Origin of the sequence: Roseixanthobacter finlandensis, from assembly GCF_043195105.2 — a bacterium.
In the GTDB taxonomy this organism is placed as follows: domain Bacteria; phylum Pseudomonadota; class Alphaproteobacteria; order Rhizobiales; family Xanthobacteraceae; genus NCEH01.
The window spans coordinates 3565797-3587678 of sequence record NZ_CM195536.1 but is presented as its reverse complement, the minus strand read 5'-3'; the positions used below and the strand labels follow the sequence as shown (position 1 = coordinate 3587678).

Annotated in this window: 23 protein-coding genes and 1 tRNA gene; 11 read left to right on the top strand and 13 right to left on the bottom strand. The window is 67.3% G+C overall.

All coding sequences use genetic code 11. The annotated features are described in order from the left end of the window. Entirely contained in the window at window positions 1-1161 is a 1161-nt protein-coding gene (locus V5G24_RS16995) for a glycosyltransferase family protein (protein ID WP_394080863.1), read from the bottom strand. Between the two features lie 249 nt (window positions 1162-1410). On the opposite strand from V5G24_RS16995, the gene V5G24_RS16990 reads away from it, so the two are divergent. Further along, window positions 1411-1677 (top strand): hypothetical protein, encoded by a 267-nt coding sequence (locus V5G24_RS16990; RefSeq protein WP_394080865.1) that lies wholly within the window; start codon window positions 1411-1413, stop codon window positions 1675-1677. 6 nt (window positions 1678-1683) lie between these two features. Here V5G24_RS16990 and V5G24_RS16985 read toward each other — a convergent pair whose 3' ends face one another. Both V5G24_RS16985 and V5G24_RS16980 read right to left on the bottom strand, forming a co-directional pair. Continuing rightward, window positions 1684-2154: a UCP034077 family protein gene (locus V5G24_RS16985; RefSeq protein ID WP_394080867.1), complete on the bottom strand. Its 471-nt coding sequence runs from the start codon at window positions 2152-2154 to the stop codon at window positions 1684-1686. A gap of 34 nt (window positions 2155-2188) precedes the next feature. Next, entirely contained in the window at window positions 2189-2434 is a 246-nt protein-coding gene (locus V5G24_RS16980; RefSeq protein WP_394080869.1) for a hypothetical protein, read from the bottom strand. Window positions 2435-2693: 259 nt separating this feature from the next. Between V5G24_RS16980 and V5G24_RS16975 the strand changes: the two genes are divergently transcribed. Next, window positions 2694-3299 carry a glycosyltransferase gene (locus tag V5G24_RS16975; RefSeq protein ID WP_394080871.1) on the top strand — a complete coding sequence of 202 codons (606 nt, stop codon included), beginning with the start codon at window positions 2694-2696 and terminating at the stop codon, window positions 3297-3299. 62 nt (window positions 3300-3361) lie between these two features. Here the strand turns inward: V5G24_RS16975 and V5G24_RS16970 are convergent, their stop codons facing one another. Further along, on the bottom strand, window positions 3362-3568 hold the full coding sequence (locus V5G24_RS16970) for a DUF1127 domain-containing protein (RefSeq protein WP_394080873.1): 207 nt from the start codon (window positions 3566-3568) through the stop codon (window positions 3362-3364). A gap of 249 nt (window positions 3569-3817) precedes the next feature. Here V5G24_RS16970 and V5G24_RS16965 point away from each other — a divergent pair. Beyond that, window positions 3818-3891: transfer RNA gene (locus V5G24_RS16965), tRNA-Gln, on the top strand. Window positions 3892-4106: 215 nt separating this feature from the next. Here V5G24_RS16965 and pta read toward each other — a convergent pair. From pta to V5G24_RS16945, 4 genes are all read right to left on the bottom strand, one after another. Then, window positions 4107-5177: a phosphate acetyltransferase gene (gene pta / locus V5G24_RS16960; protein ID WP_394080875.1), complete on the bottom strand. Its 1071-nt coding sequence runs from the start codon at window positions 5175-5177 to the stop codon at window positions 4107-4109. Between the two features lie 419 nt (window positions 5178-5596). Beyond that, a complete protein-coding gene (gene xsc / locus V5G24_RS16955; RefSeq protein WP_394080877.1) occupies window positions 5597-7372 on the bottom strand; it encodes a sulfoacetaldehyde acetyltransferase in 1776 nt (591 codons plus the stop codon). Window positions 7373-7467: 95 nt separating this feature from the next. Beyond that, entirely contained in the window at window positions 7468-8796 is a 1329-nt protein-coding gene (locus tag V5G24_RS16950) for an MFS transporter (RefSeq protein ID WP_394080879.1), read from the bottom strand. Next, window positions 8760-10466, bottom strand: coding sequence for a GMC family oxidoreductase (locus tag V5G24_RS16945; protein ID WP_394080880.1), 1707 nt, complete (start codon window positions 10464-10466; stop codon window positions 8760-8762). The genes V5G24_RS16950 and V5G24_RS16945 overlap by 37 nt, the downstream gene beginning before the upstream one ends. Window positions 10467-10681: 215 nt before the next feature. Between V5G24_RS16945 and V5G24_RS16940 the strand changes: the two genes are divergently transcribed. After that, entirely contained in the window at window positions 10682-11506 is an 825-nt protein-coding gene (locus tag V5G24_RS16940) for an IclR family transcriptional regulator (protein ID WP_394080881.1), read from the top strand. A gap of 17 nt (window positions 11507-11523) precedes the next feature. Here V5G24_RS16940 and V5G24_RS16935 read toward each other — a convergent pair whose 3' ends face one another. Continuing rightward, complete coding sequence (locus V5G24_RS16935) at window positions 11524-11742, bottom strand: hypothetical protein (RefSeq protein WP_394080883.1); 219 nt, start codon at window positions 11740-11742, stop codon at window positions 11524-11526. Between the two features lie 227 nt (window positions 11743-11969). On the opposite strand from V5G24_RS16935, the gene V5G24_RS16930 reads away from it, so the two are divergent. The 3 genes from V5G24_RS16930 to V5G24_RS16920 all read left to right on the top strand — a co-directional run bounded on the left by V5G24_RS16930 (window position 11970) and on the right by V5G24_RS16920 (window position 13245). Further along, window positions 11970-12332: a hypothetical protein gene (locus tag V5G24_RS16930; protein WP_394080884.1), complete on the top strand. Its 363-nt coding sequence runs from the start codon at window positions 11970-11972 to the stop codon at window positions 12330-12332. Between the two features lie 104 nt (window positions 12333-12436). Further along, a complete protein-coding gene (locus V5G24_RS16925) occupies window positions 12437-12826 on the top strand; it encodes a response regulator (protein ID WP_394082069.1) in 390 nt (129 codons plus the stop codon). A gap of 8 nt (window positions 12827-12834) precedes the next feature. Beyond that, the gene (locus tag V5G24_RS16920) at window positions 12835-13245 is read left to right on the top strand and encodes a response regulator (protein WP_394080886.1); all 411 of its coding nucleotides are present in this window, start codon (window positions 12835-12837) and stop codon (window positions 13243-13245) included. A gap of 96 nt (window positions 13246-13341) precedes the next feature. On the opposite strand, the gene V5G24_RS16915 is transcribed toward V5G24_RS16920, so the two are convergent. Both V5G24_RS16915 and glmM read right to left on the bottom strand, forming a co-directional pair. Further along, window positions 13342-14055 carry an outer membrane protein gene (locus V5G24_RS16915; protein ID WP_394080888.1) on the bottom strand — a complete coding sequence of 238 codons (714 nt, stop codon included), beginning with the start codon at window positions 14053-14055 and terminating at the stop codon, window positions 13342-13344. Window positions 14056-14190: 135 nt separating this feature from the next. After that, a complete protein-coding gene (gene glmM / locus V5G24_RS16910; RefSeq protein WP_394080890.1) occupies window positions 14191-15534 on the bottom strand; it encodes a phosphoglucosamine mutase in 1344 nt (447 codons plus the stop codon). Window positions 15535-15854: 320 nt separating this feature from the next. Here glmM and V5G24_RS16905 point away from each other — a divergent pair, with 320 nt between their 5' ends. The 4 genes from V5G24_RS16905 (at window position 15855) to V5G24_RS16890 (ending at window position 19450) form a co-directional block, all read left to right on the top strand. After that, window positions 15855-16856, top strand: coding sequence for an adenosine kinase (locus V5G24_RS16905; RefSeq protein WP_394080892.1), 1002 nt, complete (start codon window positions 15855-15857; stop codon window positions 16854-16856). Further along, window positions 16853-18145, top strand: coding sequence for an ATP-dependent DNA helicase (locus V5G24_RS16900; protein ID WP_394080894.1), 1293 nt, complete (start codon window positions 16853-16855; stop codon window positions 18143-18145). The genes V5G24_RS16905 and V5G24_RS16900 overlap by 4 nt, the downstream gene beginning before the upstream one ends. A gap of 159 nt (window positions 18146-18304) precedes the next feature. Continuing rightward, a complete protein-coding gene (locus tag V5G24_RS16895) occupies window positions 18305-18595 on the top strand; it encodes a hypothetical protein (protein ID WP_394080896.1) in 291 nt (96 codons plus the stop codon). 66 nt (window positions 18596-18661) lie between these two features. Next, window positions 18662-19450, top strand: coding sequence for a DUF1217 domain-containing protein (locus V5G24_RS16890; protein WP_394080898.1), 789 nt, complete (start codon window positions 18662-18664; stop codon window positions 19448-19450). Window positions 19451-19785: 335 nt separating this feature from the next. Here the strand turns inward: V5G24_RS16890 and V5G24_RS16885 are convergent, their stop codons facing one another. Further along, window positions 19786-20976, bottom strand: a complete 1191-nt coding sequence (locus V5G24_RS16885; protein ID WP_394080900.1) for an acetyl-CoA C-acetyltransferase — start codon at window positions 20974-20976, stop codon at window positions 19786-19788. Between the two features lie 14 nt (window positions 20977-20990). Next, window positions 20991-21758 carry a 3-hydroxyacyl-CoA dehydrogenase gene (locus V5G24_RS16880; protein WP_394080902.1) on the bottom strand — a complete coding sequence of 256 codons (768 nt, stop codon included), beginning with the start codon at window positions 21756-21758 and terminating at the stop codon, window positions 20991-20993. Window positions 21759-21882: the final 124 nt, after the last annotated feature.

Genomic DNA, 21882 nt, shown 5'->3' with positions numbered 1-21882 from the left:
TCACAGGTGAATCTCGCTCGCCCGGACGATCTCCGGAAGGCTTCCGAACGGGCCGCGCCGCTGGAGTTCGGCGGCCTTTTCGTGCGCCGCCTGCGGAAACGAGGGCTCCTTCAGGCGCAGGAAGGCATCCTGCACATTCTTGGCGGTGAAATTGACCGCCATGGAGACCGCGCCGCCCCAGCCGCCGATCAGGCCGCAATTGATCCGCTGTTCCAGCTGGCGCGGCACGATCAATTGCGGGCGTCCCACCGCGAGGCCGACCTCGAGCGTGCCGAGCCCGCCGTGATGCACCAGCACCCCCGCCGCGCCGATCGCGGTGGGCAGGTCCTGCGGGGTGTCGTGAATGCGGATGTTCTGGCGCGCGAGGGCCGCGCGCTCCTGGGACGAGGCGTCGCGCAAATAGGCGCTGCCGGTCGGGTCCAGCTTGGTAAGGGTGGCGAGCAGGGCCGGCGTGCTCGGGTGGGAGAGGCTCAGATAGGCGAACCAGCCGCAGGTCGGGGGTGCCTCGGCCGGGGCGGGCAGGGGCGCAAGCGGGCCGATGCCGACACCCGGCGCCCGGCGCCCGGCATAGCTGTCCAGTTCCGGCAGGGTGATGATGAAGGGCTGGGCGTGGCGCAGAATGCCGGGCAGCGTCTCCGGCGCGGGACGTCCGCGCCGCAGTTGCACGCTGCGCACATGGGAAAGAAGCTCCTCTTCGTCCAGGCTGGGCTGGCGATTGGCGAGCGGGTCGAATGTGGGCCGGTCCGCCGGCGGCAAGGTGAAGCCGTCGCCGAGGACGATCACCGGGATCGCGCCGGAGACCGCAAGGCACAGCAGCGGGCAATAATCGCCGATCACCAGATCGGGGTGAATCGTGTCCAGCACCTGGTCCCAGCCGCGCAATAGCGCTTCCAGGCGCGTCGGCTCGTTGAACCCCACCAAGCCGAGAATGTCGCCATAGGCACCGACGCTGAACGGCAGCCGCCCCTGCGGCAGCATGGCATAGGGCGCCTGGATCAGCGGGAAGCCATGATCGACAAGGCGCATGGCCGCAAGTCCGAGGTCGCGCACCGCGAAGATGCACTCATGCCCGCGCGTCGTGAGGTCCTGGGCGACCGGCAGCAGGCGCGAGACGTGGCCGAGGCCTTCCCCGAGCTCCCAAGCAAATAGCACCCGGCCCATTCAGTCTTCCCCGTATTGATGCCGCCCCTCCATACGGGAGAACCGGGGCAAGGTCTTGTGCGGAAAGCGCGGAGACGCCAAAAGGGCGCGGATCGCACACGCCTCGTGCGGGAGCCTCCAGACCTTGGGGCTGAAGGGGCAATGACGCGTTGTGCGTTGCACGCGGGCCCCTATTATGGAGGCCGCCGCCGCAGCCGGCAGCGCGGCGGTGGTATCGGGCGCCGCGCATCGAATGAGGAGGCACCAGCCATGGCCACTGGAGTAAAGGACGTATTTGAAGGCATCCGCGAGGTGCTGGAAAAGCGCAAGGCCACGCGGCAGGATCAAAATCCCGTCGAGCGGATCGCCACCGCCCTCGAGGTTCTCGCCGACGAGACGTCGATCATCCGCACCGAGCTTGCCTTGATCCGGATGGCGAATTTGCAGCGGGTGCAGAAAGCCGGCCCGCAGCAGAAGGGCGCGCCGATCCGGGTTCCGGTGGAACCGGGCGAAAAGGACGGGACGAGCGAGGAGTGAGCGCCGTCAGGTGCGCGCCTCCCCGGAGGCGAACCGCAAGGTGAGGACGCGCGATGCGACCACCCGGCCCAATTGCTCGCTCATGCGGACCGGCGTGCACCGGCTGAGCGCCAGGATCGCGGCGGCGACGAAGGCGCGCTGGGTTTCCGCGTCGCCGGTGAGCACGGAATAGGTGGCGAGCGGCTTGCCGCGCACTTCCCCCTTGGCGGTGAGGCCGAAGCGCAAGGTGATCTCCGATCCGGCGGTGCCCGGCGGCGGCGCCCAGCAGGCATAAAGAACCTGGGACAGCTCCGCCATGGTTTCCACCGGCACCGCATTCACCGGCTGCCGCTCCACGTCTTCGGCGCGGCCGTCGCCAGCCGCCAAGGCAAGCACGGCGAATACGCACGCGACCAGTCGCGCGACGCTGCGCGTCGACGCGGCCGGCTGGCGGATGGGGCGTGAAGCGGCGGCGTGTTCACGGCGGATGGTATCCATGGCCGATGCCTTGCCTGGGATGGGATGGGGAAGCTCAGTCGGGCCGGGTCTTGTTCTCGATATGGTTGGCGACCTCGAGCAAGGCATCGGCGAGCGCGCGCAGCTGGGCCGCATCGAGCGAGATCTGGACCGCGGGCAAAGGCTGGTCCGGCGCGCGGGGCACGCCCACTTCCAGCCGCAGGCCGCCGGCGCGCCCGTCGAAGATCGCCGTGGTGAAGGCCTGCAGCGGCCACACCTTCAGCCGTCCGGCGGCGTCCTTGTCCCAGTCTTCGAATGTCATGACGGAATTCATGGCGCTTTTCGCTCTTGCGGGCCGGTCGCGAGGCGATCCGGCGGGTTGCACGCGCACCGCCTGAAGCGATGGACCTGCGCCGTTCTAGAGCATGGGGCGCGCGAGGTGAACTCCCGGCCTCGGTGGGCGAGAGGGCCGGCGAGGCCCGCCTTCAAGGTGTGCTGCACTTAGTTTAAGCAAGATCCGCCATCGACTGGATTGAATGGCGAAGGTATAGCTGTGCTGAGGGAACGGGAGCCGCGCCAGATTGATTTCCGTTATCATTCCCACCAAGAATTCCGAACGCCAGCTTGTGCTTGTGCTCGCGGCGCTGGTTCAGGGCGTGACGGCCGGTGTCCTGCGCGATGTGATCCTCGCGGACGCCGATTCAACGGACGATACGGCAGCCATCGCGGATGCCGCCGGATGCACGTTGTTTTCCTCCATGCACGACATGGGCATGCGGCTGCGGCAGGGCGCGGCGATGGCGCGCGGACGCTGGCTGCTGTTCCTGCAGCCCAATTCGATTTTGGAGGAGGGCTGGCCGCGCGAGATCGCGACCTTCCTGGAGACGGTCGAGCGGCGCGGGCTCGGCGACCGCACTGTGGCGACCTTCCGCCTGTCGGTGGATGGCTACGGCTTCAAGCCGCGTTTCGGCGAGGCGGTGGCGGCGGCGCGGCTGGCGCTGCTCGGCCTTCCTCAGGCCGGGCAGGGGCTGCTGATCTCGCGCAGGCATTATGAACGGCTCGGCGGGCACCCGTCGGGCGTGGCGCCGCAGAAACGCCTGTTCTCCCGCATCGGGCGGCGCCGCATCCATGTGCTGCGCGCCCATGTCCTGCTGCCGGAGAAGGCGCAGGGCGGCGTCTTGGACTAACTTATTCCCGCCGGCCGCGACGTGCGGCCGGACGTGCCTCGCTCAGAACCGCAGGGTGCGGTTCAGAAGCCGTTGGCGACCGCCTGGGGAATGGTTTCGCGGGTCAGGCCCTGCTGGGCGAGTTCGCTGTCGGACATGCGGCGCAGGCGCTCGTAGCGATCCGCCATCACGCGGGCCTCACGCACGGCCGCGAAGAATTCGGACACCTGGGCGGTGAAACGGCCGAACAGGGTGGTCTCGCGAAACGGGTGGGCAGTGATCGTGGTCATGATCGTTCTCCATCAATGACCCCTTACATAAGGGAATATCCCGCATTGCAACATAGGGCTTTGTGCATGGCACCATTGCGCATTATGTATACCAGCCTGTGGAGAAGTTATTTTCGCCGGCAAGCCTCTGGACCCCGGGCGGCGAATTGCGTATAGAGCGCCCTCGCCCGACGGGCTCACCGCTCGCTCGAACGCCGATGTTCGGCGGCGTCAATCTCCGCTGGTCGACCCTGTCACCGGCGCGGCGATTGGGGGATAGTTCAACGGTAGAACTGCGGACTCTGACTCCGTCAATCTAGGTTCGAATCCTAGTCCCCCAGCCAAATTTCAAATGCTCGATAGTGATATGTGAACGCGACGCCACGACGGGCGCAGTTCGACCTCGTTTTATCGGATCGTTGCTGCGTTGAGCTTGCGCGCGATGGCCGGAACACCGTCTTCAGCACACACATCGGCGCGTGAGGACGCTCGGCCAGCCGCCGGCCGGCGCAAACCCTCTCGCCCCTGGACCTCCCGGCTTGCTCGATCGCGCCTTCGGCTATCGGGCCTGGGAAACGCCGAGGCCCTGCGGGCTGGCACCTTGCCAGGCCGGTGCGAGGGCGGGCGGGCGCGGGCGCTCCGGGTCCGGGCCCGCCTGGGCGCAGGTGAGGGCGATCATGTGGAACACGTCGTCTTCCGAGCAGCCGCGCGACAGATCATTGGCCGGCCGGGCCAGTCCTTGCAGGACCGGGCCGATGGCCTTTGCCCCGCCGATGCGCTGGGCGATCTTGTAGCCGATGTTGGCGGCGTCGAGATTGGGGAAGACGAACACATTGGCATCGCCGCGGATGGCCGAGCCGGGCGCCTTGGTGGCCCCCACGGCGGCGACGAACGCCGCGTCGAACTGCAATTCGCCGGCGATGATCAGGCCGGGCTCCAGGGCGCGGGCGATGCGCACCGCCTCCACCACCTTGTCCACCCGTTCATGCCGTGCGCTGCCGGCGGTGGAGAAGGAGAGCATCGCCACCTTCGCCGGTTCCCCGGTCATGGCGGTGTAGGAGCGCGCGGAGGCGATGGCGATGTCGGCGAGCTCCGCCGCGTCGGGATCGATCACCAGCCCGCAATCGGCGAACACATAGGCGCCTTTCTGGGCGTGGTAATCCTCGCACAGGATCATCAGGAAGAAGCTCGACACCAGCTTGGCGCCCGGCGCGAGGCCGATGATCTGGAGCGCGGCGCGCACGGTCTCGGCGGTGGTGGCGACCGCCCCGCCCACCGTGCCGTCGGCATCCCCCATCCGCACCATCATGGCGGCGAATGCGAGCGGCTCCAGCATGCGGCGCTGGGCGGCGGCAAGGTCCATGCCCTTGGCCCGGCGCAGCGCATGCAAGTCCCCCGCATAGGCCGCGCGATGCGCGGAGGCGGCCGGATCCTCGATCAGGATGCCCCGCGCATCCCCATCGAGGGCGGCCAGAACCTGCGGCGGCGAACCGAGGAGGATCGGACGGGCAATGCCTTCGCGCACCGCCCGGCGGGCGGCGCTGGCGATGCGTGGGTCTTCGCCCTCCGGCAGCACGATGCGGCGGGGCGCGGCGCGCGCGGCGTCGATGATCCGGTCGAGGGCGAGCATGTCGGGCCTCATGGCGGGGGCGAATGGCACGGCGAGGGAAGGGCGGCGGGAGGCGGGTCAGGGAACGCCTCCCACCGCTAGAGCCGGATTTGGTGAATCCGTCTCTATTCAATAAGTTAGAGGGCGATCGACATTCAGCGGCGTGGCGCATCGACGATGCGCCTGACGCCGGGTGCGTGCGATTGTCTTTTCTTTCACCGGTCGTCATGGCCGGGCCTGTCCCGGCCATCCACGCGGCGCCGACCGGACCGGCCTTGGAAAGCCAGCGCCAGCGGTGCCGCGTGGATGCACGGGACAAGCCCGTGCATGACGTTTCTCTCCTGAACGGCGTCAAGCCATGAATGGCGATCGGCCTTCGAGCCGGATCTGGTGAATCCGCCTCTATTCAATAAGTTAGAGGGCGATTCATCGCCCTCTCGTCAGCGGGCCATCTGCGCGCGCATGTCGGCCCGCGCGATGCCGGCCACCTGGACGGGCTTCTTCATGGCGTCGCGGCGGAAGGGTTCGCCGAGTTCCTGGTTCAGCACCACTTCGATGAAGGTGGTGATGCCGGCCTTCTGCTCGGCGGCCGCGGTGGCGATGGCCTCGGTGAGCGCGGCCGGATTGTCCACGCGCACGCCCTTGAAGCCGCAGCCCTCCGCGATCTTGGCGTAGGAGAGCTTGGGATCCAGCTCGGTGCCGACGAAATTATTGTCGTACCAGAGCGTTGTGTTGCGCTTTTCAGCGCCCCACTGGAAATTGCGGAACACCACCATGGTCACCGCCGGCCATTCCTCGCGGCCGATGGAGGTCATCTCATTGATCGAGATGCCGAATGCGCCATCGCCGGCAAAGCCGAACACCGGCACCTCGGGGCAGCCGATCTTCGCGCCGATGATGGCGGGGAAGGCATAGCCGCAGGGTCCGAACATGCCGGGCGCGAGATATTTGCGGCCCATCTCGAAGGTGGGATAGGCATTGCCGATGGCGCAATTATTGCCGATGTCGGTGGAGACGATCACCTCCTTCGGCAAGGCGGCCTGGATGGCGCGCCACGCCTGGCGGGGCGACATGCGGTCCGCATCGCGGGTGCGCGCGTCCTCGTTCCAGGAGGTGCCGGGATCGTCGTCCTCATGGTCCATGGAGGCGAGCTGCTGGAGCCAGCGCGAACGGGTCTGGTGGATCAGCGCGGCGCGCTCCTCGCGCCCGGCATCGCCGGCGCCGGGGGAGAGCTGGGCGAGCAATTGGCTCGCCACTTCCCGCGCATCGCCGCAGATGCCGACCGTGATCTTCTTGGTGAGGCCGATGCGGTCCGCATTGATGTCCACCTGGATGATCTTGGCCTCGCGCGGCCAATAATCCATGCCGTAGCCGGGCAAGGTGGAGAAGGGATTGAGCCGTGTGCCGAGCGCCAGCACCACGTCGGCCTGCGCGATCAGTTCCATGGCCGCCTTCGAGCCATTGTAGCCGAGCGGGCCGACGGTGAGGGCGTGGCTGCCGGGGGCGGCGTCATTGTGCTGGTAGCCGGCGCACACCGGCGCGCCGAGTTTTTCGGCCAGCGCCATGGCCTCGGGAATGGCATTGCCGATGACCACGCCGGCGCCGTTGAGCACCACCGGGAATTTGGCTTCCGACAGCAGCTTGGCGGCCTCGGCGATGGCATTCTTGCCGCCGGTCGGGCGTTCCAGGCGCACGATCTGCGGCAGCTCGATGTCGACCACCTGGGTCCAGAAATCGCGCGGAATGTTGATCTGCGCCGGGGCGGAGGCGCGCCAGGCCTTTTCGATCACGCGGTTCAGCACCTCGGCGACGCGCACCGGGTCGCGCACCTCTTCCTGGTAGCAGACCATGTCGGAGAACATGGCCATCTGCGAGACTTCCTGGAACCCGCCCTGGCCGATGGTGCGGTTGGCCGCCTGCGGCGTCACCAGCAGCATGGGGGTGTGGTTCCAATAGGCGGTCTTCATGGCGGTGACGAAGCCGGTGACGCCCGGCCCGTTCTGGGCGATCGCCATGGCCATGCGGCCGGTGGCGCGGGTGTAGCCGTCGCAGATCAGGCCGGCATTGGTCTCGTGGGCGCAGTCCCAGAAGCGGATGCCCGCCGTGGGGAACAGGTCGGACACCGGCATCATGGCCGAGCCGATGATGCCGAAGGCTTCGTCGATTCCGTGCGCCTGCACGACCTTGATGAACGCCTCTTCGGTGGTCATCTTCATGGGAAGATCAATCCTCTGATGGAAAGGGAAGGAAGGCGGCGGCCGCGCCGCCTTCGGGTCCGGTCGTTCAGCACGCGCCCTTCAGCGCGCGCCCGTCAGCGCGCACCTTGGGGCGAGCGTTGCGCGAGGGCGGATGATTGCGCGCCGGGCACCGGCACGCGGATCGCCATGGCGGAGACCATGCTGACGATGGCGGCGAACACCACATAGGCGCACACGTGCCACGGCAGGCCGTTGCCCTGGGCGAGCAAGTAAGTGGCAATGATCGGGGTGATGCCGCTCGCGACGATTCCGGAGAATTGGTAGACGAACGAGATGCCAGTATAGCGCACCCGGGCGTCGAACAGGTCCGAGAACAAGGCGGCTTCCGGCCCGTAGCACATGGCGTAGAGCACCCCGAACGGGAAGATGATGCCGAGCGCGATCAGCGGCATGGAGCCCGAGGACATCAGCCAGAAGGCGGGATAGACCGAGAGCGCCAGCAGCAGCGAGCCGATGGCATAGGTGCGCGGGCGCCCCCAGCGGTCGGAGAGCTTGCCGAACATGGGAATGGTGAACACCATGACGAATGCGGCCACCGTGACCAGCCACAGGGTCGACGTGCGCGGCACCTTCACATAGTTCGCCAGATAGACGATGGAGAACACCGCGAAGACGTTGAAGAACACGCCGTCGATATAGCGCACGCCCATGCCCAGGAGCACATTGCGAGGATACTCGCGCAGCAGGGTGAAGAACGGGATCGAGGCTTCCTGGTTGTTGGCCTTCACCTGTTCGAATTCGGGCGTCTCGTGCACCTTGAGGCGGATATACATGCCGACCACGATGAGCACGACGGAGCCGACGAAGCCGATGCGCCAGCCCCAGGACATGAATTGCTCGTCCGGCAGCATGGACATGAGCGCGGTGACGCCCGAGGCGAGGCACAGGCCCAGTGCAAGCCCGATCTGCGGGATCGAGGCATAGAGGCCGCGCTTGTTCTCCGGCGCGTATTCATACGCCATCAAAACCGCGCCGCCCCATTCGCCGCCGATGCCGATGCCCTGCGCGACCCGCAGAAGCAGCAGCAGGATGGGCGCGGCGACGCCGATCTGCGCATAGGTGGGCAGAAGGCCGATCGCCACCGTGGCGACGCCCATGATCATCAAGGTCATGATGAGCATGGTCTTGCGGCCGAGCTTGTCGCCGAAATGGCCGAAGATCAGGCCACCGATGGGCCGCGCCACGAAGCCGACGGCGAACGTGGTATAGGCCAGCAGGATCGAGATCACCGGATCGTCGCCGGGAAAGAACAGCTTGTTGAAGACGATGCCCGCGGCGATGCCGTAGAGAAAGAAATCATACCATTCGATGGTTGCGCCGATAAGGCTGGCGCCGACAACCCGCCTTAACTCGCGGCTTGAAGCTCCTGCGTGTCCTGCCATGGTGTTTTCCTCCCGTCCTTGGTTTGTTTTGGGGCGTTGTCTCGCCCTGTGCTGTTGTTCAGCGTGTCCTCGCGGATCATGTCGGCGGCTTTTTCTCCGATCATGATCGCGGGAATATTGGTGTTGCCGGAGGTGACCGCCGGCATCACGGAACAGTCCGCCACCCACAGGCCCTCGACGCCGCGCACCCTAAGGCGCGCATCGAGCACCGCGTCCCGGTCGTCGTCGGCGCCCATGCGGCAGGTGCCGGCAGGGTGGAAGATAGTGGCGCCATATTCCCGGGCGAAGGCGAGCAGGCCTTCATCGTCGGTGACGCCGGGGCCGGGAAGCTTCTCCTCGGCCACATAGCGGCGCAGCGGTTCGGTGGCGGCGAGCGCGCGGGCGAATTTCAGGCTCGCCACGGCGCAGCGCCGGTCGGTTTCGGTGGCGAGATAATTGGCGGTGATCTTCGGCGGCGCGAGCGGATCGGCCGAGCCGAGGCGCACGGTGCCGGTGCTCTCCGGCCGCAGCTGGCACACCGAGAGGGTGAAGCCGGAATGCGCGTGCACCTTGCCGCCGGCCATGTCGGCGGAGAGCGTGCCGATGTGGAACTGGATGTCGGGCGTCTGGGATTCCGGCAGGACGCGCGTGAACAAGCCGCCCTGGTTGATGCCGATGGCCAAAGGTCCGCCGCGGAACAGCAGATATTCCAGCCCCATGCGCAGCCGCCCGGCGAGCGAGTTCAGCGCATCATTGGTGGTGATGGGCTTGGTGCAGCGATAGAGCAGGCGCAATTGCAGATGATCCTGCAAATTGCCACCGACGCCGGGGCTGTCCAGCTTCACCGCGATGCCGTGCTCCTGGAGGTGCGCCGCCGGGCCGATGCCGGAGAGCATCAGCAATTGCGGCGACTGGACCGCGCCCGCCGAGAGAATGACCCCGCGCCGCGCCTTGAGCGTCTTGATGCCGCCGCCGATGCTCAGCTCGACGCCGCTTGCCCGCATGCCCTCGAACAGCACGCGGCGCGCCTGCGCCTCGGTGAAGATGGTGAGGTTGGGGCGGGCCCGCGCCGGGGCGAGATAGGCCTTGGCCGCGCTCACGCGCATGCCGTTGCGGGTGGTGAGCTGGAAATAGCCGACGCCCTCCTGGCTGGCGCCGTTGAAATCGTCGGTTTCCGGCACCCCGAGCGCACGCCCGGCGGCCTTTACCGCCTCGATCAATTCATGCTTGCGGGGAATGGAGCTGATGGTGACCGGACCGCCCGTGCCGTGCAGCGGATCGGCGGCGAACGGCTGGTTGTCCTCGAGCTTCTTGAAATAGGGCAGCACATCCTGCCAGCTCCAGCCTTCCGCCCCGCGCGCGGCCCAGCCGTCATAATCTTCGCGCTGCCCGCGAACCACCACGAGCCCGTTGATGGACGAGCACCCGCCGAGCACGCGCCCACGCGGCCAGTAAATGCTGCGCCCGCCCATGTTCGGCTCAGGTTCCGTGTGGAAGCGCCAGTTGAGGCGGTCGTTCCACATGGTCTTCCCATAGCCGATCGGTACATGAATCCAAGGGTTCGTGTCCCTCGGGCCAGCCTCTACCAGCGCCACGCGGCTTTTGCCGTCTTCGCTGAGGCGATTGGCCAGCACACATCCTGACGACCCCGCGCCGACGACGACGAAGTCGAAGTATTCCTCGGCTTGCATTGGCAGTTTCCTCTCTGCGGGACCTACGATGCGACGAAGGTCGGAGAGGAGTCAATCCAATTAATGAAACGAAACGTCTCATTTAATGAGATTTTTGTTGTGCGGTGCGAAAGATCATCTGCATTTTCCGGTGCACCGCCCGCGCGTGCGCCCCTTTGATTTGGCCGCGCAAGCCTTTAAGGGTGGCGCGCAGCGCAGCGGACGAGACAAGCGGAATGGCGGAAGTCAGCGGCAAGTCGGGCAAGCCGAAAAAAGCGGACGAGGCGGACAAGCCGGACAAGGCGGACGAACGCGACGCGGCATCGGCGATGCTGAGGGCGCTCCATCTGCTGGGCGAGGTCGCCCGCTCCCCGGTGCCGCTCGGCGTGCCGGAATTGTGCGTGCGCCTGGCCTTGCCCAAGCCCACGGTGCACCGCCTGTGCCAGAAGCTGGAAGCCGAATCCTATCTGCTGCGCGACCCCGACGGGCGTCGCTTCGCGGCCGGTCCGCGGTTCCTGCGCATGGGCTTCGACATGCTGCGCAATTCCGTCAGCTCGGAGCGGCGCGGCATTCTCGAACAATTGGTGGAAGTCGCGGGCGAGACCTGCAATTTCGTCACGCGGGTCGGCAATGAAGCGGTCTATCTCGATCGCGTGGAGGCCAGTTGGCCGCTGCGCATGCATCTGGAGGTGGGTTCGCGCGTGCCGATGCATTGCACCGCCAGCGGCAAGCTGTTCCTCTCGGCCATGCGGCCCAGCCAGCGTCGGCGGATCTTGCAGACCCTGCACCTGAAGGCGCACACGCCCAACACCTTCACCAGCGTCGCGGCGCTGGAAGAGGAGTTGGAGCGGATCGCCCAGCGCGGCTACAGCACCGACGACCAGGAATTCCTGGAGGGCCTGTGCGCCATCGCGGTGCCGGTGAAGGATGCGCGCGGCGAGATCGTGGGGGCGGTGGCATGCCACGGGCCGGTGCCGCGCTTTTCCCTCGAAAAGGCTGAAGCGCTCCTGCCGCCGCTGATGCGCGCGGCCGCCCAGCTTGCCGCGACGCTGCCGGACTAACTGGCCCGCTTACGCAGTCAGTTGACGAACATGGTGGCCAGCGGGTCCGCGCTTTCCATGCGGGAGGCCTGCACCAGGTGCCAGGACATATTCGTGATCGCGCGCGCGACGGCCTGCTCGAATTGAGGGGCCGAGTGGGACGCGGACAGGGCCGTCTGGGTCTGCGCCACGCCCATGACGAAGCAGAGGGTGGCCGCGAGCAGCACGGCGTTATGAAGGCGCTGAAGATGGTTCATGGCAGAGGAAAACGGTTCGCGGCAGACCAATGGCAGATGAAAATAGCACGGCATCTCCCGCACTGCAAAATCACACTCCCGCGAATGCTGCATAGCAGCAATGCGATTCGCTCCCGAACGGCCCGGGCATTCCGCGCGATACCTCCCTTGCCGCGCAGTCATGCCGCGCGATGGCTCCCCTTGACATTTGTGCCCGTCCGCCGACCCTCGGCACCGTGGAGGGCGCGATGAGCGATCGCCGGATGGACCAAAGCCAGGATGAGCCCGCGCATCGGGTGATGAGCTGGGATCAGGTGGAGCGCGCGGCGAAGGAGCTCGGCGCCGACAAGTTCCGCGTGTTCGGCGCGCACGAGGAAGAGCAGGGGGCCACCGTATGGTTCGGCGCCACCTTCCTCGATGAGGACGGCAAGCGGGCGGAGGTGATTTCCCCGCCGTTCGAAAACGTCTCGGCCATGAGCTTCATCGAGGGATTCGACGCCGCCATCGCCCGCGCTTTCCTGGCGGATCTCGCGGAGCGGGTGCGCCGCGCGGCGGCGGTGCGAAAGTTCCGCGAGGCGGGCGGCGCGTCCTTCTCGGATGCGGCGAATTAGCCCCGCGCCACCGGCCGCGGGATTTTTCCACCTGAGACGGAACCATTTGGCGAGGCGCCCGTTCTTTCCCCACAGGTCTCAGGGGGTACCGGCCATTGAGCGCCATGATGGAGCACCTGCCGCAATTGGATGACGTGCCCCGCACAATCCTTGTCGTCGAGGACGAACCCCTGGTTCGGCTGGTGATCGCGGAAGCCTTGCGCGATCAGCGCTTCCGCGTGGTGGAGGCGGCCTCCGCCGAAGAGGCGGTCCTCGCGCTCGCCTCGGGCCTCGCGGTGGACCTGGTGTTCACGGACGTCCGCATGCCCGGCGCGCTCGACGGCCTGGCCTTCGCCAATCGCCTGAAGCGCGAGCGGCCGGCCCTGCCGGTGCTGATCACCTCCGGCCATCTCGATCGATTGGAGAGCGGGGAGACGACGGCCTTCATCTCCAAGCCCTATGCCCTTAGCGACGCGGTGGCGCGCATTTCGGCGATGCTGGATTCCGACAAATAGGAGAGCGCATGAGCGACGCGGGATCTTTGGTGGAAGAGCGGCCGCGTATCCTGGTCCTGGACGCCGATATCGTGGTGCGCCACGTGCTGGCCGAATATTTGCGCACCTGCGGCTATCAGGTCGCGGAGGCGGCGAGCGCGGATGAGGCGCTCGACCTGCTCGCTGATGCGCGCCCGCCGTTCGACGTGATGCTGGCGGATTTCGCCGTGCCCGGCCGCCTTGCGGGTTTCGCCCTGGCCGCCTTCGTGCGGGAACATCATCCGGCGGTGGAGGTCATCCTCGCCGGCACGCCGGCCAAGGCCGCGAACGAAGCCGCCGAACTGTGCGACGAGGGCCCCCATCTGGCGCGCCCCTATGAGCCGCAGTCGGTGATCGAGCGCATCAAGCAGCTGATGGCGGCGCGCGCCCGCAATCGCTAAGCCCTGCAATCGTTAAGTCCCGCGATTTCTGACTCCCGCGATTTCTGACTCCCGCGTCGCGTGACGCGTCATGCGACGCGGCCGGGGCGCCGACGATCATTTCAGTGCATATCGCACGCCGATGCGGAACTGGTGGGCGTCGATCTCCTGCACCACCGGCGTGCTGGGCTGCGCGACGACGCCCGGCATGTCGATGGCGAGATAGCGATAGCCGAAATCGAGGCTCAGGCCGGGCGTGATGGCCCAGCTGACGCCGGCGGCGAGTTCCCAGGTGAACCGCCAGTCCTGTGTATGGATTCCGCCCACTGCCAGGAACGGATCGCGCTCCAGCGACACGATGCCGAAGCCGAGGCCGCCGCCCACATAAGGCGTCAGGCCGTTCCAGGTGGCGATGTCCCAATAGGCGCTGGCCAGCGCCGTGGTGGCGGCGACGCGCACCGCGCCTCCGCTCGCGGCGGCATTGAACGGCGCCATGTAATCCATGGTGAAATCGGCGCGCAGGAAGGGCAGCAGGCGATAGCCGATGCCGCCGCCGAGGGTCCAGGCCTCGCCCTCGCTGCTCACCGGAAACGCCAGGGCGCCGGCCCGGGTGGCGGCGGAGGCGGAAGACGTGCCCGTGTCGGCGCGGAAATACCAGCCGGACGGGGCATCGTCCTCCACCTCGGGGGCGTTCAGCGTGAAATCGCCGGCCTTGCCGAGGAAGCCGGGCGGCAGGTCGGCCGCGCGGCTCGCGGTGGCCAGGCTCGCGCAGGTCAGCAGGCCCATCGCGAGGGCGAGAAAAGCGGAACGGGGGGAGGGCAGGGGCATCATGGCGAGCATCCGAACGGGGCGGGAGGTTTCCGCCCCGCGCCGCCAGACCTTCTCAGCAGATGCTTAAATGCCCGTTAACCCTAACAAATCGCTTTCACCGCCGGGGGAACCCGCAGGCCCAGGCGGCGCGCGGCCTCAGGCGGCGACGCGCTTCAGGGCGTCGATCACATCGTCCACCACGGTTTCCACCAACTCGCGGTCGTCGCCTTCGCCCATGACGCGGATCACCGGCTCTGTGCCCGAGGGGCGAATCAGCAGCCGGCCGCGATTGGCAAGCCGCCGCTCGGCATCGGCGATGGCAACCTGCACCTTCTCATTCTCCAGCGGCGCGCCCGACTGATAGCGCACATTCTTGAGAATCTGCGGCAGGGGCTCGAAGCGGTGGCAGATTTCCGAGGCCGGCCGTTCCTTGCCGGCGACCACCGCCAGCACTTGGAGCGCCGCCACCAGGCCGTCGCCGGTGGTGGAATAATCCGACAGGATGATGTGGCCGGACTGCTCGCCGCCAACATTATAGCCGTCCGACAGCATGCGTTCGAGCACGTAACGGTCGCCCACCGAGGTGCGGGCGAGGCTGAGGCCGATATCCATGAGGTGCCGCTCAAGCCCGAGATTGGACATCACGGTCGCCACGATGCCGTTGCGCGAGAGGCGGCCGTCGGCCTTGAAGCTCTCGGCCACCACGGCCATGATCTGGTCGCCGTCGATGATATGGCCCTTCTCGTCCACCATCAGCACGCGGTCGGCATCCCCGTCGAGGGCGATGCCGATGTCGGCGCGCACTTCGCGCACCTTGGCCGAGAGGGCGGCGGGCGAGGTGGAGCCCACGTCGCGGTTGATGTTCATGCCGTCCGGCTCGGCGCCGATGGCGATCACGTCCGCGCCCAATTCCCACAGCGCCTCGGGCGCGACGCGATAGGCGGCGCCGTTGGCGCAGTCCACCACCACGCGCAGCCCCTCGAACGACTGGCCGCGCGGCAGCGTGCGCTTGGCATATTCGATATAGCGGGCGTGCACGCCCTCGAGCCGCTTGGCGCGGCCGATCTCGGTCGGCTTGGCGAGCTTGCGCGACATGTCGCCGTCGATCAGCTCCTCGATGTCCAGCTCGATGCCGTCGGAGAGCTTGAAGCCGTCCGGGCCGAACAACTTGATGCCGTTATCGTCGAACAGATTGTGCGAGGCCGAGATCATCACCCCGAGGTCGGCGCGCATGGAGCGCGTCAGCATGCCCACCGCCGGCGTCGGCATGGGACCCAGCAGCAGCACGTCGAGCCCGACCGAGGTGAAGCCCGCCACCAGCGCATTCTCGATCATATAGCCGGACAAACGGGTGTCCTTGCCGATCACCACCCGGTGGCGATGCTCGCCGCGGCGGAAGGTCAGCCCCGCCGCCATGCCGACCCGCAGGGCGAGATCCGCCGTCAGGTTCGCATTGGCGCGACCGCGCACCCCGTCCGTGCCGAAATACTTGCGTGCCATCTATCGGACCCCCGCACCCTGAAGCTGTGACGGTGTGCCGCCTGGAGGCGAAGGAGAAACGGCGGGGGTCCGCGCTTCGTCCGTTCCAAAGCCAGGCATCAAACCAATTCGCGCAGCAATCGCCGCCATGTAGCATGGCCGAGCCTTACGGCGGGTCAATTTTTATGAGCGCAGGTGACAATCCCCGCCTCAGGCGCGCGGGACTCCCGGCTCAGGTGCACGAAACGCCGCCGCGCGGGCCAAACGCGCGACTTGCGATTGCCCGAGCCGGGGCGCGGGTGCTACCGCTGGACCATCGTCTTCTCCGGAGTGTCCCGCCCGTGCCTTCACCGACCCTCGATGTGCTCACCATCGGCAATGCGATCGTCGACGTGATCGCCCGCGCGCAGGAGGATTTCCTCCTGGCCCAGGCGATGCCCAAGGGCTCCATGACGCTGATCGACGAGGCCCGTGCCGAATCGCTCTATGGCGCGATGGGGCCGGGCGTAGAGGTGTCCGGCGGCTCGGCGGCCAATACGGCGGCGGGCGTCGCCTCGTTCGGCGCGCGCGCCGGCTTCGTCGGGCTGGTGCGCCAGGACGGGCTCGGCACCGTGTTCGCCCATGACATCCGCGCCGCCGGCGTCGCTTATGCCACCCCCGCCGCCGGCGAAGGCCCGGCCACCGCGCGCTGCCTGATCCTGGTGACGCCGGACGGCGAGCGCACCATGAACACCTATCTCGGCGCGGCGCAGAACCTCACCCCCGCCCAGATCGACGCGACCGTGGTCGCGAGCGCCGGCATCACCTATCTGGAAGGCTATCTGTGGGACCCGCCGGCCGCCAAGCAGGCGTTCCTGAAGGCCGCCGAGATCGCCCATGGCGCCGGCCGCCAGGTGGCGCTGAGCCTGTCGGATGCCTTTTGTGTGGATCGCTATCGCGCCGAATTCCTCGATCTGCTGCGCACCGGCGTTGTGGACCTCGTGTTCTGCAATGAGGCCGAGGTGAAGTCGCTGTATGAGACCGCCGATGTGGATGCGGCGCTGGTGCAATTGCGCCGCGATGCCCGCCAGGCGGTGGTGACGCGCAGCGAGAAGGGCGCGGTGTTCCTCACCGCCGATGCCACCGTCACGGTTCCGGCCCATCCCGTGGCCGAGGTGGTGGACACCACCGGCGCGGGCGACCTGTTCGCCGCCGGCTTCCTGTTCGGCCATGCCACCGGGCGCGATCCCGCGACATCGCTGCGCCTCGGCGCGCTGGCGGCGAGCGAGGTCATCTCCCATCTCGGCGCGCGGCCGCAGAAGGATCTGATCGCCTTGGCGCAAGAGGGCGGCCTGCTGAAGTGAGCGAACTCGTCGCGCAGGAAGACGGCGCCACGCGCGCGCTGCGCCAGATCGACGGCGGGGCGCGCACCTTGCTGGTGCTCGGCGGCGCCGGCACGGGCAAGACCACCTTCCTGCACGAATTGCGCAAGATGCCCCGGGGGCGCCAGGTGTTCCTGGCGCCCACCGGGGTCGCCGCCCTGCAATTGGGCGGGCAGACCATTCATTCCTTCTTCGGCATTCCCCCGCGCATCCTCAATCCCGACGAGGTGAAGCCGCGCGTGCAGGTGCGCCGCCTGCTGAAGAAGCTCGACCGCGTCATCATCGACGAAATCTCCATGGTGCGGGCCGATCTGCTGGACACGGTGGACCGGGCGCTGCGCATCTCGCGCGATAATTCCGAGCCGTTCGGCGGCGTGCAGATGGTTCTGGTGGGCGATTTCCTGCAATTGCCCCCCGTGGTGCCGCTGGCCGAACAGGACATGCTCTCCCGCATGGGCTACGAGGGGCCGTTCGCCTTTCACGCCAAGGCGCTGGCGGAACAGGAACTGGCCCGCGCGCCGTTTCTCACCGTGCACCGGCAGAGCGACCGCGCCTTCATCGCCCATCTCGCGAACCTGCGCCGGGGCGAGCGCATGCGCGAGACGCTGGAAGCCATCAACGCCGCCTGCGTGCGGCCCCACCGGCCGGGCCCGCAGCCGGTGCTTCTCACCCCCACCAATGCGCGGGCGGACGCCTATAACCAGCGCGGCCTCGCCAATCTGGCGGGGGAGGCGCGCGAATTCGGCGGCGTGCTGAAGGGCGAGTTCGGCCTGGAGGGCGACCGCCTGCCGGTGCCGGAACGCCTCGTTCTCAAGCCCGGCGCGCGCGTCATGACCCTGCGCAACGATCCCGCCCGGCGCTGGGTGAACGGCTCGGTGGGCACGGTGGTCGGTATCGGCGCGCACAGCGCCATGGTGCGGCTCGACAGCGGGTCCACGGTGGAGATCGAGAGCTTCACCTGGGAGCGCATCCGCTATGGCTGGGACGAGCCCTCCGGGCGCATCGACGTGCAGGTGGTGGGCGCCTACACCCAGCTTCCGCTTGTGCCGGCCTGGGCCATGACCATGCACAAGGCGCAGGGCCTGACCCTGGAAGACGTGCGCATCGATTTCGACAATGGCGCCTTCGCCGCCGGGCAGGCCTATGTGGCGCTCTCTCGCGCGCGGTCGCTGGAGGGCATGTCGCTGGTTCGGGAGATCCGCCCCTCGGACATCCGGGTGGACCGGCGCGTGGCCGCCTTCATGGCGGCGTTCGAAGCCGGCGAGATGTAGCCACCCCGCCCCAGCCCCGCCCCAGCGCGCGGGCCGAGGCAACGCCCGTGCAAGCCCCACGCAAGCTTCATGCGCAAGGCTCGGCTTACCGTTCCAAAACCGGCGTGCTCCCCGATTGAAAGCGGCGCGCGGACCGGCCGGCAGCGGCGAGGTGATGCCATGACCACGATTTCCAGCCTGGGATCCGAACACGGCGGCGCGCTCCAGGAGGTCGCGAAGGTACGGCGCGTGGCGCTTCAGGCCCTTGAGGCTTCGGTGATCGCCGGCAATATTCCCGATGCCCAGCGCATTCTCGCCCGGATGGCGGAGGAGATGCGCACCGCCTCCAGCGCGCCGCGTGTCGCGCCGCCGGCCACAGCTTCCCCGGCCGATGCCAATCCCTACCGGCCGGTGATGAAGGCGGACCTGTCCGAGGTCGGCACGACCACCCATTCCGCCAGCGGAAAATAGCGCCCCGCCCGCGCCGTCTCCGCCTCGCCGCCCTTCAGGACCCTCGCCGCCCTTCAGGACTTCGCCATGACCATCGACCTCGGTTCCACCTATGCGACCTATCGCTATCTCTCGAAGGACATGGCCAATACGCTGAAGGCACAGGCGAAAGACCCGCAGGTGGCGCGGGAGACCGCGTATTTCGAGGCCAATATCGGCAAGATGAAGACCGCCGACGATCTGATCGCCAATTATCGGCTCTTCAATTACGCCATGACCGCCTATGGCCTCTCCGACATGACCTATGCCAAGGGCTTCATGCGCAAGGTTCTGGCGAGCGACCTTTCCGACAAGAACAGCTTCGCCAACAAATTGAACGACCAGCGCTTCACCCAGTTCGCCAAGATATTCACCTTCAGGACCTCCGGCGACACGACCACCTCCACCCAGGCGCTCAAGCAGACGGTGATGGCGAAATATGCCCAGCAATCCCTGGAGGACACCGCCGGGCAGAGCGACCAGGGGGTGAAGCTCGCGCTCTATTTCAAGCGCGTGGCACCGACCATAACCTCGGCCTACGGGCTGCTTGGGGATACCGCGCTGTGGCAGGTGTGCAAGACCGTCTTCGGCTTCCCCGATGCCATGGCAAATGCGGACATCGCCAAGCAGGCGGCGGTGGTCAAGTCGCGCCTCAACATCGCCGACCTGAAGGACCCCGCGAAGGTAGACAAGCTGCTCCAGCGCTTCGCCGTGACGTGGGACGTGACCAATAACAGCCAATCCAACCCGGTGCTGGTGCTGTTCGAGTCCGGCATCAATCAATCGGTCAGCAGCGGCACCAGCGCCGGCCTGCTGAACCTGAAATACGGCGGCTAGAGAACGCGCCGGTCAGCTTGAATCGTAAGCCGACCGGATAACGCGTTCTCTAACGAATGCGGTGAGCCGGATCGCCACCCCGGTGTCGGGTCTTTCGGGCGCATGCCGAAATTGCGCGCGAACGTTCGCCCGAAAAGCCGGTTTCGTGCGCCGCCAAGCGGCGGAGAAGCCTCACGAAACCCCTATTCGTCCGCGCTAAGCCATTGTTTCACGTGAAACATTTTGCTTCGCAGCGGGCGTTTTCCGGGAAATCGCCGGGATGAAAACCCCGGCGGTTCCATACGCCCTGCCGCGGAAAACCGTGCGGAGACAAGCCGCACGGTCTCCGCCTTGGTTCAGGACAGGCGTTCCACCGCCATGGCGGTCGCTTCCCCGCCGCCGATGCACAGCGAGGCGATGCCGCGCTTGAGGTCGTATTTCTCCAGCGCCGCCAGCAAAGTCACCAGCACCCGCGCCCCGGAAGCGCCGATGGGATGGCCGAGCGCGCAGGCGCCGCCGTGCACGTTCACCTTTTCATGGGGCAGGCCAAGATCATGCATGGCCGCCATCGCCACCACCGCGAACGCCTCGTTCACCTCGAACAGGTCCACATCCTCCAGGTCCCAGCCGGTGCGCGCGCTCAAGGTGCGGATGGCGCCGATGGGGGCGGTGGGAAACAGGTTCGGCGCCTGGGCATGGGTGGCATGGCCGCGAATGGCCGCAAGCGGGGTGAGGCCGCGCTTTTCCGCCTGCGAAAGGCGCATCATCACCAGTGCCGCGGCACCATCCGAGATGGAAGAGGAATTGGCCGCCGTCACCGTGCCACCCTCGCGGAAGGCGGGCTTCAGGGTCGGGATCTTGTCCATCTTGGCCTTGGGGGGCTGCTCGTCCTCGCTCACCACCCGCTCGGTCTTGCCCGCCTTGACGGTGACCGGCACGATCTCCTTGACGAAGCTGCCGTTTGTGATCGCCTTCTGCGCCCGCTCCAGGGAGGCGATGGCGAAATCGTCCTGCGCCTTGCGGGTGAATTGGAACGCCTCCGCGCAATCCTCGGCGAAGGTGCCCATGAGGCGGCCCTTGTCATAGGCATCCTCCAGCCCGTCGAGGAACATATGGTCCAGCACCTTGCCGTGGCCCATGCGATAGCCGGAACGGGCGCGATCCAGCAGATAGGGGGCATTGGTCATGCTCTCCATGCCGCCCGCCACCGCCACGTCGGCGCTGCCGGCATAGAGCAGATCATGGGCGAACATGGCGGCCTTCATGCCGGAGCCGCACATCTTGTTGATTGTGGTGGCCCCGGCCGAGAGCGGCAGCCCGGCGCCGATGGCGGCTTGCCGCGCCGGGGCCTGGCCCTGGCCGGCCGGCAGCACGCAGCCGAACACCACTTCCTCGACCGCCTCGGGCGAAAGGCCCGCGCGCTCGAGAGCGGCACCGATGGCGGCCGCGCCCAGCTGCGGCGCGGTCATGTCCTTGAGATCGCCCTGGAAACCGCCCATGGGCGTGCGGGCGGCGGAAACGATGACGATGGGATCGTGGGTGCTCATGGTGTCGTGCTCCCTCAGCGCGGCGGCATCCGCAAGGCGCCGTCCAGGCGAATGACTTCGCCGTTCAGCATGGTGTTTTCGCAAATGTGCTGGACCAGCGCCGCATATTCCGGCGGCCGGCCGAGGCGGGAGGGGAAGGGCACGCTCTTGCCCAGCGCGTCCTGGATCTCCTGCGACATCCCCGCCATCATCGGCGTCTCGAAAATGCCCGGCGCGATGGTCACGACCCGGATGCCGAGCCGCGCCAGTTCGCGGGCGATGGGCAAGGTCAGCCCGATCACCCCGGCCTTGGAGGCGGCATACGCCGCCTGGCCGATCTGCCCGTCATAGGCGGCGATGGAGGCGGTGTTGACGATCACCCCGCGCTCGCCATCGGCCTGCGGCGCCTCCTTGGCGATGGCGTCGGCGGCAAGGCGGATCATGTTGAAGGTGCCGATGAGGTTGATGTTCACGGCGCGGGCGAAGCTTTCCAGCCGGTGCGGGCCCTCGCGCCCCACCACCTTCTCGCCCGGCGCGATGCCGGCGCAGTTCACCAGCCCGTGGAGATGGCCGAACGCCTCCAGCGCCAGGGCCACCGCCGCCTGCGCGTCGGCCTCCTGGGTCACGTCGGTGCGGGCGAAGCGGGCGCTTTCGCCCAGCTCCCGCGCCACCGCCTCGCCCGCCGCCGCATTGATGTCGGCGATCACGACCTTGGCCCCGGCTGAGACCAGATGGCCCGCCACGGCGGCGCCGAGGCCGGAGCCGGCGCCGGTGATGAGAAAGACTTTGTCCCTGATCTGCATAGATTTTTCTTCCTCCCGGCGCCGCGTCCTTGGTGATCCGCACGGCGTTTCGATGGTGCGACTTAACGCCGGGATGATATGGCAATCCATGCCCGCCTCGGCATAAAATGCTGATCGGTTTTGC